Origin of the sequence: Methylobacterium amylolyticum (assembly GCF_030700245.1) — a bacterium.
Lineage (GTDB): Bacteria > Pseudomonadota > Alphaproteobacteria > Rhizobiales > Beijerinckiaceae > Methylobacterium.
Window position 1 is genome coordinate 1 of the sequence record NZ_JAUYZI010000025.1, and the last position, 15,288, is coordinate 15,288.

At 71.6% G+C, this 15,288-nt stretch carries 17 protein-coding genes, 1 tRNA gene and 1 pseudogene; 10 read left to right on the forward strand and 9 right to left on the reverse strand.

Annotation, left to right across the window (positions count from 1 at the left end; all coding sequences use genetic code 11):
- On the reverse strand, window positions 1–1,151 hold a 1,151-nt coding region (locus Q8W71_RS17835), incomplete at its 3' end, for an ISAs1 family transposase (RefSeq protein WP_305525205.1).
- Window positions 1,152–1,262: 111 nt separating this feature from the next.
- Between Q8W71_RS17835 and Q8W71_RS32925 the strand changes: the two are divergent.
- The 4 genes and pseudogenes from Q8W71_RS32925 to Q8W71_RS17850 all read left to right on the forward strand — a co-directional run.
- Window positions 1,263–1,373, forward strand: a pseudogene (locus Q8W71_RS32925) (KilA-N domain-containing protein); the annotation flags it as partial.
- A 36-nt stretch (window positions 1,374–1,409) separates the two neighbouring features.
- Window positions 1,410–1,859, forward strand: a complete 450-nt coding sequence (locus tag Q8W71_RS17840) for a hypothetical protein (protein WP_305526738.1) — start codon at window positions 1,410–1,412, stop codon at window positions 1,857–1,859.
- 2 nt (window positions 1,860–1,861) lie between these two features.
- Window positions 1,862–2,170 (forward strand): hypothetical protein, encoded by a 309-nt coding sequence (locus tag Q8W71_RS17845; protein ID WP_305526739.1) that lies wholly within the window; start codon window positions 1,862–1,864, stop codon window positions 2,168–2,170.
- A 73-nt stretch (window positions 2,171–2,243) separates the two neighbouring features.
- Window positions 2,244–2,642 (forward strand): hypothetical protein, encoded by a 399-nt coding sequence (locus tag Q8W71_RS17850; RefSeq protein WP_305526740.1) that lies wholly within the window; start codon window positions 2,244–2,246, stop codon window positions 2,640–2,642.
- A gap of 18 nt (window positions 2,643–2,660) precedes the next feature.
- Here Q8W71_RS17850 and Q8W71_RS17855 read toward each other — a convergent pair whose 3' ends face one another.
- Window positions 2,661–3,452 (reverse strand): phage capsid family protein, encoded by a 792-nt coding sequence (locus tag Q8W71_RS17855; RefSeq protein WP_305526741.1) that lies wholly within the window; start codon window positions 3,450–3,452, stop codon window positions 2,661–2,663.
- On the opposite strand from Q8W71_RS17855, the gene Q8W71_RS17860 reads away from it, so the two are divergent.
- Window positions 3,373–3,927, forward strand: coding sequence for a hypothetical protein (locus Q8W71_RS17860; RefSeq protein WP_305526841.1), 555 nt, complete (start codon window positions 3,373–3,375; stop codon window positions 3,925–3,927). The two genes, Q8W71_RS17855 and Q8W71_RS17860, sit on opposite strands and share 80 nt — an antisense overlap.
- Before the next feature lie 26 nt (window positions 3,928–3,953).
- On the opposite strand, the gene Q8W71_RS17865 is transcribed toward Q8W71_RS17860, so the two are convergent.
- Complete coding sequence (locus Q8W71_RS17865) at window positions 3,954–4,547, reverse strand: hypothetical protein (protein ID WP_305526742.1); 594 nt, start codon at window positions 4,545–4,547, stop codon at window positions 3,954–3,956.
- A gap of 428 nt (window positions 4,548–4,975) precedes the next feature.
- Window positions 4,976–5,350: a hypothetical protein gene (locus Q8W71_RS17870; RefSeq protein ID WP_305526743.1), complete on the reverse strand. Its 375-nt coding sequence runs from the start codon at window positions 5,348–5,350 to the stop codon at window positions 4,976–4,978.
- A gap of 83 nt (window positions 5,351–5,433) precedes the next feature.
- Between Q8W71_RS17870 and Q8W71_RS17875 the strand changes: the two genes are divergently transcribed.
- Both Q8W71_RS17875 and Q8W71_RS17880 read left to right on the forward strand, forming a co-directional pair.
- Complete coding sequence (locus tag Q8W71_RS17875; RefSeq protein WP_305526744.1) at window positions 5,434–5,604, forward strand: hypothetical protein; 171 nt, start codon at window positions 5,434–5,436, stop codon at window positions 5,602–5,604.
- 35 nt (window positions 5,605–5,639) lie between these two features.
- On the forward strand, window positions 5,640–6,812 hold the full coding sequence (locus tag Q8W71_RS17880) for a tyrosine-type recombinase/integrase (RefSeq protein WP_305526745.1): 1,173 nt from the start codon (window positions 5,640–5,642) through the stop codon (window positions 6,810–6,812).
- Window positions 6,813–6,869: 57 nt separating this feature from the next.
- On the opposite strand, the gene Q8W71_RS17885 is transcribed toward Q8W71_RS17880, so the two are convergent.
- Both Q8W71_RS17885 and Q8W71_RS17890 read right to left on the reverse strand, forming a co-directional pair.
- Window positions 6,870–6,945: transfer RNA gene (locus Q8W71_RS17885), tRNA-Lys, on the reverse strand.
- A gap of 100 nt (window positions 6,946–7,045) precedes the next feature.
- Window positions 7,046–8,623, reverse strand: a complete 1,578-nt coding sequence (locus Q8W71_RS17890; protein WP_305526746.1) for a 2-isopropylmalate synthase — start codon at window positions 8,621–8,623, stop codon at window positions 7,046–7,048.
- Window positions 8,624–9,042: 419 nt separating this feature from the next.
- Here Q8W71_RS17890 and leuB point away from each other — a divergent pair, with 419 nt between their 5' ends.
- The 3 genes from leuB to ubiB all read left to right on the forward strand — a co-directional run bounded on the left by leuB (window position 9,043) and on the right by ubiB (window position 12,606).
- A complete protein-coding gene (gene leuB, locus Q8W71_RS17895; RefSeq protein ID WP_305526747.1) occupies window positions 9,043–10,152 on the forward strand; it encodes a 3-isopropylmalate dehydrogenase in 1,110 nt (369 codons plus the stop codon).
- A gap of 86 nt (window positions 10,153–10,238) precedes the next feature.
- The gene (gene ubiE / locus Q8W71_RS17900; protein WP_305526748.1) at window positions 10,239–11,015 is read left to right on the forward strand and encodes a bifunctional demethylmenaquinone methyltransferase/2-methoxy-6-polyprenyl-1,4-benzoquinol methylase UbiE; all 777 of its coding nucleotides are present in this window, start codon (window positions 10,239–10,241) and stop codon (window positions 11,013–11,015) included.
- 28 nt (window positions 11,016–11,043) lie between these two features.
- Window positions 11,044–12,606: a 2-polyprenylphenol 6-hydroxylase gene (gene ubiB, locus Q8W71_RS17905; protein ID WP_305526749.1), complete on the forward strand. Its 1,563-nt coding sequence runs from the start codon at window positions 11,044–11,046 to the stop codon at window positions 12,604–12,606.
- Between the two features lie 69 nt (window positions 12,607–12,675).
- Here ubiB and Q8W71_RS17910 read toward each other — a convergent pair whose 3' ends face one another.
- The 3 genes from Q8W71_RS17910 to Q8W71_RS17920 are packed head-to-tail and all read right to left on the reverse strand — an operon-like array spanning window position 12,676 to window position 15,246.
- Window positions 12,676–13,551, reverse strand: a complete 876-nt coding sequence (locus Q8W71_RS17910) for a class I SAM-dependent methyltransferase (protein WP_305526750.1) — start codon at window positions 13,549–13,551, stop codon at window positions 12,676–12,678.
- Between the two features lie 10 nt (window positions 13,552–13,561).
- Complete coding sequence (locus tag Q8W71_RS17915; RefSeq protein ID WP_305526751.1) at window positions 13,562–14,071, reverse strand: OsmC family protein; 510 nt, start codon at window positions 14,069–14,071, stop codon at window positions 13,562–13,564.
- A 53-nt stretch (window positions 14,072–14,124) separates the two neighbouring features.
- Window positions 14,125–15,246: an aminotransferase class I/II-fold pyridoxal phosphate-dependent enzyme gene (locus Q8W71_RS17920; RefSeq protein ID WP_305526752.1), complete on the reverse strand. Its 1,122-nt coding sequence runs from the start codon at window positions 15,244–15,246 to the stop codon at window positions 14,125–14,127.
- Window positions 15,247–15,288: the final 42 nt, after the last annotated feature.

The following is a 15,288-nucleotide window of genomic DNA, read 5'->3' on the forward strand; positions in this document are numbered from 1 at the left end:
CGCATTTGGCTGATGAGGTCGGCGAGGTAGTCGTCGTTCCATCCGGCCAACTGTCGTTTGGTGTGCAGGGAGCCCTTCGTGGCGTCCTGGCGGATCAGGCCGAGGGCGAGGCGGCGCAGCAGGGCGAGGTTCTGGGCGGTGACGGCGTTGCGGGTGAGGATGGCGTCCTCGCGGAAGGCGACGTCGAGCAGCCAGTGCTGGTGGTTCTCGATCGACCAGTGGGCGCGCACCACGCGCAGGACCTCGGCGGGGTCGAGCCGCTGCGAGAGGGCGACGTAGCGGGTCTGGGGCGGCTCGGCCTCGGCAGGGGCGTCCACGTGCGTGCTGCGGCGCAGGCCGTCGACCCGGGCGATGGCGCACAGGCCGGCGAAGCCGTAGCGTTCGGCCCAGCCCGGCACGGCCCGGACCCAGGCGCGGCGCTCCTCGTAGCGGCCGTGGGCGGTGTGGCTGGTGCGGACGGCCGTCTCGGCATCGGCCTCGCCCAGCAGCGCCTGGGCGGCCGCGTGCAGCGGGCCGCGGTTGCCCTTGAGGATCAGGGCGTAGGCTCCGCCCCGTTCCAGGATGGCGGCGGCCGTGGCGCGGTTGCCGTGCAGGGCGTCGGGCGTGACGACGGCATCGCGCAGGTCGAGCAGGGCGATGACCTCGCGCGCGGCGGTGACCTCGCTGCGGTTGCGGGCGTGGCGCTGGGCCAGGACGAGGCGCTGCTCGGCGGCCCAGGCGGTGACGAGGTGCAGCGGGGTCGAGCGCCCGGCGCTCTGGATGGCGCCGCGCAGGGACTTGCCGTCGAGGGCGACGATGCGCGGGCGGCCGGTGCCGTCGGGCTCGTCCTGCGCCGCTTGGTCCTGCGCCGCTTGGTCCAGGGCTTTGGCGAAGGCGGCCATGAAGGCGCGGAACGCGGCCTCGAAGGCGAGCGGGTCGAGCGCCTGGAACAGGCGGCTGAAGGTGTCGTGGCTGGGCGCGCCGTGGGCGAGGCGGACGAAGCGGCGCAGCAGCGGCAGCTTGGCCCGGGCGAAGGTGGCGATGTCGACGCAGGTCTGGGCGCCGCACAGCGTGGCGGCCAGGGCGACCAGCAGAACCTCGTCGAGCCGATGGCGGGCGTTGGCCGCCCGCGGGTCCGGCACCGCCGCGAACAATCCTTGCACGGCCAGCATCGATCGCCTCCTGCGTCTCAGGAGGCGTCAACGCATCGCCTTCAGCCCAGATCGAACCCCAAACAACCCATATGCAATCGCCCTGCCCATAACCTGGGAATTTCCCAGGTTATGGGCACGCGCCAAGGCAAGGGCGGAGGGACCTGGGCGCACTGGCAGGTCGCGATGGCCTACGCAAAATACTTGAGCCCTGAGTTCCACGCTTGGTGCAACGCGGTGGTCCGCGCGCACATGGAGGGTCGCCCAGCAGCTGCGAATATGAACCTCGCCCTCTCGGCCCGAGAGGCGCGCCTGTTCCTGAAGCAGGCACTTGCGATCGGGAAGCTCGCCGGGCTCGCCGGGAATCAGCTTCTCATCGCCGCGAGCCGTTCGACCAAGAAGGCCGTCGGCTTCGACATGCTGGAGAGCATGGGCATGGGCCACCTCGTCGCCCCGGTCCAGGATCCGCTCATCATCCCGTCCAAGATCGGTGCGGACCTCGGCATCTCCGCGGTGCGGGTCAATCACCTTCTCCAAGAGATCGGTTTTCAGATCGGCGACCGCGACCACAAGGATCGCCCGTTCTGGAAGCTGACACCGGCCGGCGAGGAATTCGGCGGCACCCTTTGCGATGTCGAGCGCAGCAACGGGACCGGGCAGGCCCAGCAGCTCAAGTGGCCGTCCGCCATCGTGGACGTGCTGCGCGAGCACATGAAGAAGGCGTCCTGATTATGGGCGCCGAGGATCGGGCCGAACGCCGCTCCGCGATGCTCGCCGAAGCTATCCGGCACACCGCTCACGTGGCTGGCGAGATCGATACGCACGCCCTGCACGCGCACCTGATAACGTGGGCGGGCGTTCCCGAGGAAGAGTGCGGAGGCGACATCTACGCGACCATGTTCTTCATGGTCAGGTGCGGTCTCTACACCACGAACACGCCCGACACGCTGGCGGCTGAAACGCGACTGAAGGTGTCGCATCTCCTGATGGGGCACCTCTACGACGAGCACCCGCCAGAGCCGGACGACGACGAAGCCTGAAACGAAGCGGCCCGGCAGGAGCCATCACCTCCACGCCGGGCCTGTCCACTCGCGATCTTCTGGAGAGACCACGATGGCTGATGCCCTCGATAGCACACGCACGCCTTCTCGCCGAGCATTCTTCGCCCACGCCGTCGCCTCGGGTGTCGCGGCGGCGCAACCCCCGATCTTCCTCGTGGCCGGCGCCTCCGGTCTCGCCCTCGCATGCACTCGCGCCGCGACTCAGCGGGCGCTTCTCGACAGTCCCGAGGTTCAGAATTGGACCGACGAGCGATGGGACAGGCTCTACGACGACACGTTCGGCATCTACGAGAGGGCGATCACCGAGGGCTCGGCATCCATCGGCGATGTCGTCGCGAAGGCCCGGCTGCTGCTGGGCGATCTTGAGCGAAGCGGAGAACTGGAGAAGGGCAGCCAAGTTGGACGGCTCGCCTCCGTGATCCTCAACGAAATCGTGTCTCTGGCCGCGTAGGCGGCGTCGCATCACCGATTACGGCGCGTCGGCGGGACACCCTGCCGGCGCGCGAACCCATGGGTAGATTGAATGCCCGATCCGCTGCCGCCTCTGGGCGGCTCCTACACCGGCCTGCGCCGCTCGGTCCTCGACGACCTGACGGGCCTGCCGGTGATCACCTCTGCGCCGACGGGCGAGATCCGGCAGCGGTCGGCGCTCCTGCCGCTCGGACGTGACGACAACGGGCTGCTGGGGCTCGTTGAACAGCGGCGACGGCAGGAACGTCACGAAGTACTCGCGACCGCCGTCGACGCGGACCGGGCGGATGTGCGGGTCGGCCTGCTTGGCGATCCGCTTGACCCGGTTGAACGCCGACACGCTGGCGAGGTCGTTGGTGGCATCGACGTTGGCGAGCGAGGCGGCGAAGTTGCCGGCCACTTTCGTGGACTGGCCGTTGCCGAACTGCACGCGGTCGTCGTTGCCCGTGAGCCACGCGTTGAGCTGCGAGGCCGTGGCCGACATGAAGGGGATGCCCTGCACGTTGCCGATCGGCGTCGGCGCGGTGCCCGCCGGGTAGATGGTGGCGGTGGCGCGGCAGATGTCGTCGCGCAGCTTGGAGCCGGCCCACATGGTCAGGAGCGGCCGGACGCTGGCGAGCTGATCCGCCGCCGACTTCCGCATCTCCTTCTTGTTGAGCAGGATCGCGTGGCGGGCCCAGTCGATACGGATTGGGGACCTGTCGGGCCTGATGCGCGGCGAAGCCCTGCGGATCCTCGAAGGGATCCGGAGCCGGCTGCGGCTGCTGCGGGGCCTGGGGCTGCTGCCCACGTCCCTGCTGCTGGCCGAACTGCGCCTGCATCGCCCGGATCATGCCGCGAAGTTCGGCATTCTCCCGGTCCCTCTCAGCGAGGGCCTGTTCCCGCTCCTGGGCCCGCTTCCGGGTCTCCTGAAGGTCGCGCAGCATCCCCGCCTGACGCGGATCCTGCTGCGTCGCCTGCTGGCCTTCCGGCTGCGGCTGGTCACCCTGCGGCGCGCCTTGGTCGGGCAGTTGCCCGAGGTTCGGCGTGGGCCGCTCCTGCTCCGCGGGGATCGTCTCCTGCGGGGCGGGCTCGCGCTCGGCCTGGGCAAACCGGCCTTGGTCGTCGCGCGCGGGTTCGGAGGCCGCCGAGTAGATCTCGGCTTCCGCGTCAGCGTTCCTGTCCATGTGTCAGCCTATGCCTGGGCTAGAGGATGCGCCCCGTTGCGGCCGAGCGAGCGCCGTTGCTCCGTTGGGTCGGACGGAGGGCCGGGACCCGCGCGATAACCCGCGCGCGGGAACGGGAACTGAGATCAGGCCGGCAGACCCTGGAGCGGGCGCACCAGCGGGCGCGGGGCGAAGGCCGCCGCAAGGGCGGGCATGCCGAGCGCGTCCATGTGCGCTTGCGCAGTCTCGGTACCGATTTGGCGTGTCCGCGCCGTCTTCTGGGCGATGTCGGCGATGGTGGCAGCCGTATTCACGGCGTGTTGCTCGGCCTCAATGCCGACGGCGTCGGTGCGTGCCGCGGTGTGCCCCGTCTCGGCGCGCAGCTTGTCGGTCTCGGCCTCGGTCTTCGCGATCTTGGACGCCGCGCCGCGCAGTTGCAGATCGACCGCCGCTTGCTGAAGCTGTGCCTGCTCGGGCGAGGGCTGGGGCGATGCACCCGCGGTGACGATCGCCTGCTTCACGGCCGGCGAGAGGTTCGATAGCTCCAGCGTCGCTTTCAGCGCCTGGGGGCCCGAGAGCAGCCCCTGGTTGATCATCGCCGAGACGGCGTTCATCACGTCCTCATGTAGCGTGACGGTGGCGGGCTGGGTGACGGTGCCGCTGATCGTCGTGGCCGAGGCCGAGGACACGTTGGCGACCCGCACGCCGGCCGCGGTGCTGTCGACGCCGAGAGCCTGCACCTGCACGTTCCAGGGCGCCGCGGAGCAGCCCGCGGGAGCGATAGAGGCCGACCACAGGCCGTTGGCGCTCGTGGCCGCCCCCATCCACGCCTTGACGCCGGTGCGCAGGCCCGTGGGGCCGTAGATTGGGACGATGCCGGCCGGGCCAGTGTCGCCTTTCTGGCCTTGTGCGCCTACCGCGCCAGTGGCACCGGTTGCGCCCTGCGGCCCCTGAGGTCCCGCAGATCCAGCAGGGCCTGTCGCACCTGTGAGGCCGGTATCGCCCTTGGGCCCAGCATCGCCCTTCGCTCCCGCGGAGCCCGTCGCCCCAGTTGGGCCGGCCGGGCCCGGATCGCCCTGCGGCCCAGGCAACCCGACACCCGGCGAGCCGACGCCGCGGGCCAGAGCCGGGGAGAGCGTCAGCAGCAGCGCGAAAAGGGCGCGCCCGATCACTGGCCGGTCCCGTACTGAAGCTCGCCCGCGCAACCCGCGGACCCGGGATCACCTAACGTCATAATCGAGACGATGCGCGGGGTCGTCGGCGCCACCGTGCTCGCCACCGTCTCGGCGGTGCGGGCGAGGAAGCGCGTGCCGGTGCTCGCGGTCACGACCTGGGACGCCGTCGCCACGGTCTTGATCCGAATGTCGACGTTGCACGGGTTGACGAAGCGGTAGGACGTCGAGCCCGGCGGCTGCGCGATCTGGTACTGCTGTGCGGTCGGGCCTGCCTGCATCAGGAACGGGTCGCCCATCCGGTAGAAGGGCGTGGTGTCGGCCGCGAGCGCGGGCGCGGCCAGCAGCAGGAGGGCGAGAAGAGCGCGCATCACTGGTAGCCCAGGAAGCCCGTGACATCGCCGGCCCCGATGCCGGTCGTGTCGCTGTCACCATTCGCCCCGGTGAGCCCAGCGTGCAGGCGTTCATGTCGAAGGTCGAGCGGGGGATCTACTCGCAGCCCAAGCGCGAGCGCGGGTGCTTGCCGAAGTGGTTCCGCACGCGGCTGGATCAGGACATCGCCCAGCGGCACGGCTTTCGGGGGCAATCGCTGCCGATTGCCGAGAACCTGGAGCATCTGATCTGATGCCTCGCGGCAAGCCCCTCGGATGGCCCAAGCTGATGGTCGCCAAGCGGCTCGCGAGCGGCCAGACGGCCTATTACTGGCGACCGCCGACGCACGCCCTCGCGCGGGGTTGCGCCCTCGCCCCGGAAGCGCTCGGCACAGACTACGCCGTCGCGAAGGCGCGATGCGACGACGTGCTCAACCCGCAGTTCGAGGCGTGGCGCAGCGAGGGCGTCGCCCCTGAGCCCACCGATCGGGTCCGTATCGGCACCTTCGATTGGCTCGTCGCTCTCTACAAGTCGGCGCCGCAGTACAGTGGTCGCCCCGAGCGCACCCGTAGAAGCTACGACGCCGCCCTGCGGGATGTGGCGGGCTACGTACTCAAGGACTGCCGGCGTCTCGGCGCGGCAGCAGTGGCCAGCATCACACCGGGGCTCGCAGACAGGCTCTACGACAAGCTGCGAGTGAAGCCGGACGGGACGTTGCGCACGCGCAGTGCTATCCTGTCCATGACGGTCGCCAAGCGCGCCTGGAACGTAGCGCACCGCAGCCGCGCCGATATCGTGCCGTCGGCAAACCCTTTCGCCAAGATGGGCCTGTCCCACAAGGCCAAGGCGACCCGTCCCGTCACGCACGACGAGTTGACGCGTTTCGTGGCCGCTGCCGACGCGGCCGGCGAGCCCTCGCTCGGCACGGCTGCGATGATCGCGTTCTTCTGGCTTCAGCGTCAGGAGGACATCCTGTCCCGGCTGACCTGGGGGCACTACCGCCCTGCCAACGCGCCGGGGATCGTGCGCGTGTTCCACCACAAGACCGGCGAGTTGGTCGAGGTGCCCCTGTTCGACACGGACGGCACCGCGCTCTGGCCGGAAATCATGGACAGGTTGGACGGGGCCACGCGCCGTGGAACACTCATCGTCATCCGGGAGCAGCCCGACCGCTGGACCAAGCAGCACATGCCCTGGCAGATCGACTATTTCCGGCACCGCGTCGCCGAGACCCGCGCGGCGGCCGGGATCGACCCCGAGGTGAAATTCATGGGCCTGCGCCACGGCGGTAACGTCGAGGGCGCGAACGCCGGCCTGACCGATGCGCAACTCCGCGCGCTGAGCGGCCACCTGACCACGGCGGCCCTGCTCAGGTACGCCCAGGCGACGCCGCATCAACGCCGCGAGGGCGCCCGCAAGAGGCTCGCGGCGAGAACGAAAAGGGAGGACCTGTCGGAATGAGCTGCTGACGCGTTGTCGGAATGACGCGGAAGTATTCGGCTAAGTCGTTGAAGTTATTGGTGGGCGCACTAGGGTTCGAACCTAGGACCCGCTGATTAAGAGTCAGCTGCTCTACCAACTGAGCTATGCGCCCGATCGCTGTCGCGATCCGTCCGACGGCCACCAAGTCCGTCGGGGTGGCGGGCTGATAGCAAGGGCGCCGGGGGCTGTCCACCCCCGGCGCCGCACTTTTCTCACTCGGCCGCCGCGTGCTGGGCGTGCAGGCGCACCGCGTGGGCCGCGAGCTTGTTGAGCGCCGACAGGTAGGCCTTGGCCGAGGCGACGAGCGTGTCCGGGTCTGCACCGCGGGCGGTGACGCTGCGCTCGCCGTCGCGCAGGCGCACGGTCACCTCCGCCTGCGCGTCGGTGCCGCCGGTGACCGCGTGGACGTCGTAGAGTTCGAGCTGCGCCTCGTGCGGCACCAGGGCGCGGATCGCGTTGAACACCGCGTCGACCGGGCCGTTGCCCTCCGCCTCCTCGATCCGCGTACCCGCGTCGTCGGCGAGCCGCAGGGTGGCGCGCTGCGGGCCGCGGGTGCCGGCGATGATCGAGAGCGAGACGAGACGGATGCGGTCCTGCGCGGTGGCGAGGTTCTCGTCGACCAGCGCCTCGATGTCCTCGTCGTAGACGTGCTTCTTGCGGTCGGCCAGAGCCTTGAAGCGCTCGAACGCGTCCTGGAACTGGTTGTCGGTGAGGTTCAGGCCGAGCTCGTCGAGCTTCGAGCGGAAGGCGGCGCGGCCGGAATGCTTGCCCATCACCAGCGAGGTCTTGGCGAGCCCGACCGAGGCGGGGGTCATGATCTCGTAGGTCTCGGCGTGCTTGAGCATGCCGTCCTGGTGGATGCCGCTCTCGTGGGCGAAGGCGTTGCGGCCGACGATCGCCTTGTTGAACTGTACGGGGAAATTCGTGGCGTGGCTCACGAGCTTCGAGGCCCGGGTCAGCATCTGGCTCTCGATGCCGGTCTCGTAGGGCATCACGTCGCCGCGGGTGCGGATCGCCATGACGATCTCCTCCAGCGCGGCGTTGCCGGCCCGCTCGCCGATGCCGTTGATCGTGCACTCGACCTGCCGCGCCCCGCCCTCCAGGCCGGCCAGCGAGTTGGCGATGGCGAGCCCGAGGTCGTTGTGGCAGTGGACCGAGAACACCGCCCTGTCGGCGTTCGGCACGCGCTCGCGCACAGCGCGGAACATGTCGCGGTACTCGCCGGGCGTGGCGTAGCCCACCGTGTCCGGCAGGTTGATCGTGGTGGCGCCGGCCTTGATCGCCGCCTCGACGCAGCGGCACAGGTAGTCGAGCGGCGTGCGGGTGGCGTCCATCGCCGACCACTCCACGTCCTCGACGAGGTCGCGGGCCTGTGCGACCGTCTTGAGGATGATCTCGACCACCTCGTCCTCGGTCTTGCGCATCTGGTGCGCGAGGTGGATCGGCGAGGTCGAGACGAAGGTGTGGATGCGCCCGCGCCCGGCGTGGCGCACCGCCTCGCCGGCGCGGGCGATGTCGGCGGGGATGGCGCGGGCGAGGCCCGCGATCGTCGCGCGCTTGGTGCGCCGGGCGATCTCGCTCACCGCCTCGAAGTCGCCGTTCGAGGCGATCGGGAAGCCCGCCTCGATGATGTCGACGCCCATCGTGTCGAGGAGTTCGGCGACCGCGAGCTTCTCGTCGAAGGTCATCGTCGCGCCGGGGCACTGCTCGCCGTCGCGCAGGGTGGTGTCGAAGATCAGGACGCGGTCGCGGGACGAGGACGTCGGAGAAGCGGTCGTCGTGTCGGTCATGGTGCTAACCCTGTCGCGGGCCGTCCGGCACGGGGCTCGGGGACGGCGGGATGCCCGATCGGGCGATGTCGCGAAATCCGAAAGAAATCCCCTGAAGGCCCAGGCGCGCGCCCGGACGGCCCTCAGGGGCGGGTAAGCAGCAGGGCGAGAAGGAGGCCGGACGCGCGCGACCGCGGCGCCGTGGACACGGCGCGGGCGGTTTCGGGCGCTGAGCCGGCTCTGGCCAAGGCTCGTCTCTCCTGGCGCTCGCGCGGGGCCGCTCGGGGCCTCCCGCGCGCATCGGGGCCGCAGAGGTATCGCCGCGGCCGCACAAAGACAAGGGTCGCGGGGGCCGGAAACCATCCCGGGCGCCTTGCCAATCTCCGAGCCCCGTCGCTAAAGCCGCCGCAGCGTTCGACGACCAGCCCGCGAGACCCGTCATGGCCAGCTACAAGCTCCTGCTCCTGCCCGGCGACGGCATCGGCCCGGAGGTGGCGGCGGGGATGGGGACCGTGCTCGACGCCCTGCGCGAGACCGGTCTCGCGACTTTCGAGACCGAGACCGACCTCGTCGGCGGCTGCGCGATCGACGCGCACGGCACACCGCTCGCCGAGGAGACCCTGGCCCGGGCGCGGGCCGCGGACGCGATCCTGCTCGGGGCGGTCGGCGGCCCGAAATGGGCGGGCGTTCCCTACGAGTCGCGCCCCGAGGCCGGCCTGCTGCGCCTGCGCAAGGACCTCGACCTGTTCGCCAACCTCCGCCCGGCGATCTGCTACCCGGCGCTCGCCGACGCCTCGGCCCTCAAGCGCGATCTGGTCGAAGGGCTCGACATCATGATCGTGCGGGAGCTGACCGGCGGCGTGTATTTCGGCGAGCCGAAGGAGATCACGACGCTCGACGACGGGTCCAAGCGCGCCGTCGACACCCAGGTCTACACCAGCGCCGAGATCGAGCGCATCACCCACGTCGCCTTCGATCTGGCGGGCAAGCGCTCGGGCCGGGTGGCGTCGGCCGAGAAGCACAACGTGATGAAGACCGGCGTCCTGTGGAAGGAGGTCGTCACCCGCGTCCATGCCGAGCACTACCCGAGCGTAGAGTTGGAGCACGTGCTGGCCGACAACTGCGCCATGCAGCTCGTGCGGCGCCCGAAGCAGTTCGACGTGCTGGTGACCGACAACCTGTTCGGCGACGTGCTCTCCGACATCGCGGCGATGCTGACCGGCTCGCTCGGGATGCTGCCCTCCGCCTCGCTCGGCGCCGTCGACGACAGCGGCCTGCGGCGCGCGCTCTACGAGCCGGTCCACGGCTCGGCTCCCGATATTGCCGGCCAGGACCGGGCCAACCCGATCGCGATGATCGGCTCGCTCGCCATGTGCCTGCGCTACTCCTTCGGCCTCGGCGAGGCGGCCGACGCGCTGGACGGGGCGATCACCGACGCGCTCGCCGGCGGCGCCCGCACCGCCGACATCGCCCCTGAGGGCGCGAACCCGATGGGCACCCGCGCCATGGCGGGCACCATCGCCGACGCCCTGCGCGTCCGGGTGGGCTGACAGGCATCCCAGCCCCGCGACCCCGGGCGCATGGCGGTCGCGCGCCACACCCGCTAAGAGGCGCCGACACGAGCGGCGGGAGCGTCATGAAGGCCGGGGACAGGGCGTCGAGCGGGGAGACCGCGGATTTCGGCTTCGAGCGGGTGGCGCTCGCCGAGAAGCAGGGGCGCGTCGACGACGTGTTCCACTCGGTCGCCCGCCGCTACGACGTGATGAACGACCTGATGTCGGCGGGCCTGCACCGGGCCTGGAAGGCGCAGCTCGTGGCGATGCTGCGCCCGCCCAAGGGCCGGCCGTTCGCGCATCTCGACGTGGCCGGCGGCACCGGCGACGTGGCGTTCCGGGTGCTGGAGGCCGGCGGTCCGGCCACGCGGGTGACGGTGCTCGACATCAACGAATCGATGCTGCGGGTCGGCGCCGAGCGCGCCGCCAAGAAGCGTCTCGACGACCGCGCCGTCTTCGTCACCGGCAACGCCGAGAGCCTGCCGCTGCCGGACGCGAGCTTCGACGCGTACACCATCGCCTTCGGCATCCGGAACGTGCCGCGGATCGAGACGGCGCTGGCGGAGGCCCGGCGGGTGCTGCGGCCGGGCGGGCGCTTCCTGTGCCTCGAATTCTCGATGGTGGACGTGCCGTTGCTCGACCGGATCTACGACGCGTACTCGTTCCACGTGATCCCGCGGATCGGGGCGCGGGTGGCCGGCGACGCGGAATCCTATCGCTACCTCGTCGAGTCGATCCGCAAGTTCCCGACCCGCGGCGCGTTCTCGGGGATGATCGAGCGCGCCGGCTTCCGCCACGTCACCGACCGGCCGCTGTCGGGCGGCATCGTCGCGATCCATTCCGGCTGGAAGGTCTCCTGAGCGTGGCGGTCCGAAGCGTGGCGGCCCGATGATCGGCGCGGCCGTCAACCTCGTCCGCGGCGTCCATGTCGGCTTCGTGCTGGCGCGCGAGGGCGCGCTCGCCCTGGTCGATCCCTCGGAACTCCCGGCGCATCTGCGCTTCGTCCTGCGGATCGGGCGCTCGCTGGAGCGGCCGGGCCTCGGCGACGGCGCGGCGCGGCTCTCGGCGGCGATGACCCGGCTCGGGCCGTCCTACGTCAAGTTCGGCCAGTTCCTGGCGACGCGCCCCGACATCGTCGGCATGCGCGCCGCCTCCGACCTGGAGCGGCTCCAGGACCGGGTGCCGCCCTTCCCGCAGGAGACCGCGGTGCGCGTGGTCGAGGCGGCCTTCGGCAAGCCGCTGGCGCAGATCTTCGTGACCTTCAGCGCGCCGATCGCCGCCGCCTCGATCGCCCAGGTCCACAAGGCGGTGGTGCAGGAGCCCGACGGCACGCAGCGCACGCTCGCCGTGAAGGTGATGCGGCCGGGGGTGCGCGAGCGCTTCCAGCGCGACCTCGAAGTGATGCGCTTCATGGCGCGCGTCGTCCACGCGCTCTCGCCCCAGGCCGAGCGCCTGCGCCCGCGCGACGTGGTCGAGATCCTGGCCCGCTCGGTGATGATGGAGATGGATTTCCGCCTCGAAGCGGCGGCCGCCTCGGAACTCGCCCAGAACACCGCCGACGACGCGGGATTCCGGGTGCCAAAGCCCCAGTGGGAGCTGACCGCCCGGGACGTGCTGTCGTCCGAGTGGATCGACGGCACCCGTCTGCACAGCGCCGCCGATCTCGTCGCCGCCGGCCACGATCCGCAGGCGATCGGCCGCGAGGTCATCCAGAGCTTCCTGCGGCAGGCGATCCGCGACGGCTTCTTCCACGCCGACATGCACCAGGGGAACCTGTTCGTGGACGCCGACGGCCGGCTGGTGGCGGTCGATTTCGGCATCATGGGTCGGCTCGGCCCGCACGAGCGCCGGTTCCTCGCCGAGATCCTGCTCGGCTTCATCATGCGCGACTACCGCCGGGTGGCGAAGGTGCATTTCGAGGCGGGCTACGTGCCCGCCCACCACTCGGTCGAGGACTTCGCCCAGGCGATCCGGGCGATCGGCGAGCCGATCCACCAGCGCCGGGCCGACGAGATCTCGATGGCGAAGGTGCTGACGCTCCTGTTCGACATCACCGCCCTGTTCGACATGAGCACCCGCACCGAGCTGGTGATGCTCCAGAAGACCATGGTGGTGGTGGAGGGCGTGGCCCGCTCCCTCGACCCGCGGCTGGACATGTGGACCACCGCCGAGCCGGTGGTGCGGAGCTGGATCACCCACAATCTCGGACCCGTGGGGCGGCTCCAGAGCGGCGCCGAGGCCGTGCGGGTCCTGTCCGACGTGGTCGGCGACATCCCCGACCTCGCGGTGCGGCTCAAGCGCGTGCTGGTCCGCCTCGACGAGTCCGGCACCGGCGACGCGCGGCGCCTGGAGCGCTTCGCCCGCAACGAGCGCCTGCGGGCGGTGTGGTCGACGCTGGCCCTGTGGGCCATCGCGATCGGCGCGCTCGGGCTGGCGTTCCGGGGATTCTGAGCCACCGGATCGCCTCGGCGAGGCCCGCGCGGGACGATCCCGCCGGTCCGACGGGCGGCGTCGAACGGCTCAGGCCGCCTGCACAAGCCAGCACGCCGCGCCGAGGCGGACAGCGCCCGCGGCGGCGTGCGGCCGCAGGGCGTCGGCCACGGCTGCCAGGGCGCGCTCGGCCAGCGCGGGCTCGGCCTCGCGCAGGAGGTGCGAGGCCGGGCCGAGACCCACCGCCACCCGCGCCGCCGCGAGCGCCGCCGCCGCGTCGTCGGCACCCCCGCCGAGGATCACCGCGCGGTCCACGGGCTCGCAGGTGATCGCGGCGAACCCCGCCGCGCGCAGCGCCGCCTTCAGCCCGTCGACCTCGGCGAAGCGGAACGGGCCCGGCGCGTCCGGCGGGGGTGGGGGCGGCGCCTCCGGCAGGAGGGGCAGGACCGCCTCGCGCGGCACGCGCACCCAGGCGTTGTCCGCCATCGCCCGCCAGCACAGGAGCGTCAGCCGTCCGCCGGGGCCGAGCATCCGGCGGACATTGGCGAAGGCCCGTGTGGAATCGGCGAAGAACATCGCGCCGAACCGGGAGATCGCCGCGGTGAAGGCGCCGGCCCCGAGGTCGGCCGTCTCGACATCGGCCTCGATCCACCTGATCGCGGCCCCCTCCCGGCCCGCATGCCCGAGATCGGCCGCGGCGCGGGCGCGGGCCGCCGCCAGCAGGGGTGCGGAGATGTCGGCCCCGGTCACCGCCCCGCCGGCGCCGACGCGCGCGGCCGCTTCGAGCGTCGTCGCCCCCGCGCCGCAGCCGATATCGAGGACCCGGGCTCCGGGCGCGAGGTCGGCCCGGGCGAACAGCGCCTCGGTCAGCGGCGCGAACACCGCGTCGAGGATCGGCTGGTTGCTGGCCCAGCGCGCGCCGACGGGCCCGTTCCAGTACTCCGCCTGGGTGGGACCGCCGGCCATCGGTTCGGCCTCAGGCGGTGGTCACCGCCGCCGACAGCGCGGGGCGGTGGTTGAGGGTCTGAAACACGACGCAGTAGCGCTCGGTGAGCTTCAGGAGCTGGGCGATCTGCTCCTCCGTGGCGTCGGTGTCGAGGGCGAACGACAGGCGGATGGCGCGGAAGCCCACCGGTGCCTCCTTGTCGACGCCGAGCGTGCCGCGGAAGTCGAGGTCGCCCTCGGCGCTGACCGTGCCGGCCCGCAGCGGGATCTCCAGGGCGGTCGCCACCGCCTTCACCGTCACCCCGGCGCAGGCGACGAGCGCCTCCAGCAGCATGTCGCCCGAGCACAGCTCGGCGCCTGATCCGCCGGTCGCCGGGTGCAAGCCCGCTACGGCGAGCGCCCGGCCGGTCTCGACCTTGCAGGCGATGCTCGTGTCGTCGAGCGACCCCTTGGCCTTCAGGGTGACCACCGCCGCGTCCGGGTTCGCGCGGTAGCTGTCCTTGAGCGGTGCCTGCAGGCTCCTCAGCGCGGTGGCGTCCATGATCGTCTTGTCTCCTCCGGTTTCACACGGCGTAGCGGCAAGCCGCGACGGGCTCAACCGCCCGTGAGCCGTGCCACCGCCTCGGCGAGGGCGTCGACCTGATCCTCGCGGTGGGCGGCGGAGAAGGCGACCCGCAGCCGCGCGGTCCCGGCCGGCACGGTCGGCGGCCGGATCGCCACGACGAGGAAACCCGCCGCCTCCAGCGCCGCCGAGAGGGTGAGCGCCGCCTCGGCCTCGCCCACCAGCACCGGCACCACCGCGCTCTCGGCCTCGGGCAACCCGAGCCGGGCGGTGAAGCGCCGGGCCAGGGTCAGCGGCCGCGCGCATCGCTCCGGCTCCGCTTCCAGGATCGTCAGCGCCTCCAGGGCGGAGGCCGCCGAGGCCGGCGGCAGGCCGGTGGTGTAGACGAAGCTCCGGGCGCGGCTCGTCAGCAGGTCGACCAGAGCCCGCGAGGCGCAGAGGTAGCCGCCGTAGGAGCCGAGCGCCTTCGACAGCGTGCCCATCTCCAGCGGCGCGCGGGGGCCGTCCTCGACGATCCCGAGGCCGTGGGCATCGTCGACCAGCGTCCAGGCGTCGTAGGCGGCCGCGACGCCGAGGATGTCGGCCATCGGAGCCCGGTCGCCGTCCATGGAGAACACCCGCTCCGTCATGAGGACGGCGTGGCGGTGCGCCGCCCGGTGCTCGGCGAGCAGGGCCGCGAGGTGGCCCGCGTCGTTGTGGCGGAAGGCGAGCACCCGCGCGCCCGAGAGCCGGGCCCCGGCCCACATGCAGGCGTGGGACAACTCGTCGAGCAGCACGAGGTCGCCCCGCCCGGCGAGCGCCGGGGTGATCCCGAGATTGGCGAGGTAGCCGCTGCCGAACACGAGGGCGGCTTCCGCGCCCTTGTGCCGGGCGAGCCGCGCTTCGAGCGCGTCGAGGATCGGGTGGTTGCCGGTCACCAGCCGCGAGCCGCCCGACCCCGCCCCGAAGCCCGCGAGCGCCGCCTGCCCGGCGGCGATCACCCGGGGGTGGTGCGAGAGGCCGAGATAGTCGTTGCAGGAGAACGAGACGAGCCGGCGCCCGCCGCGCTCCGCCGCGGCCTCGGGCCCCCGCTCCGTCGCCGTCAGCCGACGGCGCAGGGCGCCGGCTTCGAGGGCGGCGAGCTTGTCCCGGGCGAAGGCGTCGAGGCTGTCCATCGGCGCCGGACAGTCTCCCGGAATGCGGGGAAGTCAAGGATG

What these genes read in the sequence shown, in the direction of transcription:
- ubiB (WP_305526749.1), top strand. Translation starts at nt 11,044, where the DNA reads ATGATCGGCGCGGCCGTCAACCTCGTCCGCGGCGTCCATGTCGGCTTC.
- Q8W71_RS17915 (WP_305526751.1), bottom strand. Translation starts at nt 14,071, where the DNA reads ATGGACGCCACCGCGCTGAGGAGCCTGCAGGCACCGCTCAAGGACAGC.
- leuB (WP_305526747.1), top strand. Translation starts at nt 9,043, where the DNA reads ATGGCCAGCTACAAGCTCCTGCTCCTGCCCGGCGACGGCATCGGCCCG.
- Q8W71_RS17840 (WP_305526738.1), top strand. Translation starts at nt 1,410, where the DNA reads ATGAACCTCGCCCTCTCGGCCCGAGAGGCGCGCCTGTTCCTGAAGCAG.
- ubiE (WP_305526748.1), top strand. Translation starts at nt 10,239, where the DNA reads ATGAAGGCCGGGGACAGGGCGTCGAGCGGGGAGACCGCGGATTTCGGC.
- Q8W71_RS17880 (WP_305526745.1), top strand. Translation starts at nt 5,640, where the DNA reads ATGGTCGCCAAGCGGCTCGCGAGCGGCCAGACGGCCTATTACTGGCGA.
- Q8W71_RS17870 (WP_305526743.1), bottom strand. Translation starts at nt 5,350, where the DNA reads ATGCGCGCTCTTCTCGCCCTCCTGCTGCTGGCCGCGCCCGCGCTCGCG.
- Q8W71_RS17920 (WP_305526752.1), bottom strand. Translation starts at nt 15,246, where the DNA reads ATGGACAGCCTCGACGCCTTCGCCCGGGACAAGCTCGCCGCCCTCGAA.
- Q8W71_RS17845 (WP_305526739.1), top strand. Translation starts at nt 1,862, where the DNA reads ATGGGCGCCGAGGATCGGGCCGAACGCCGCTCCGCGATGCTCGCCGAA.
- Q8W71_RS17850 (WP_305526740.1), top strand. Translation starts at nt 2,244, where the DNA reads ATGGCTGATGCCCTCGATAGCACACGCACGCCTTCTCGCCGAGCATTC.
- Q8W71_RS17890 (WP_305526746.1), bottom strand. Translation starts at nt 8,623, where the DNA reads ATGACCGACACGACGACCGCTTCTCCGACGTCCTCGTCCCGCGACCGC.
- Q8W71_RS17910 (WP_305526750.1), bottom strand. Translation starts at nt 13,551, where the DNA reads ATGGCCGGCGGTCCCACCCAGGCGGAGTACTGGAACGGGCCCGTCGGC.
- Q8W71_RS17860 (WP_305526841.1), top strand. Translation starts at nt 3,373, where the DNA reads ATGCGCGGCGAAGCCCTGCGGATCCTCGAAGGGATCCGGAGCCGGCTG.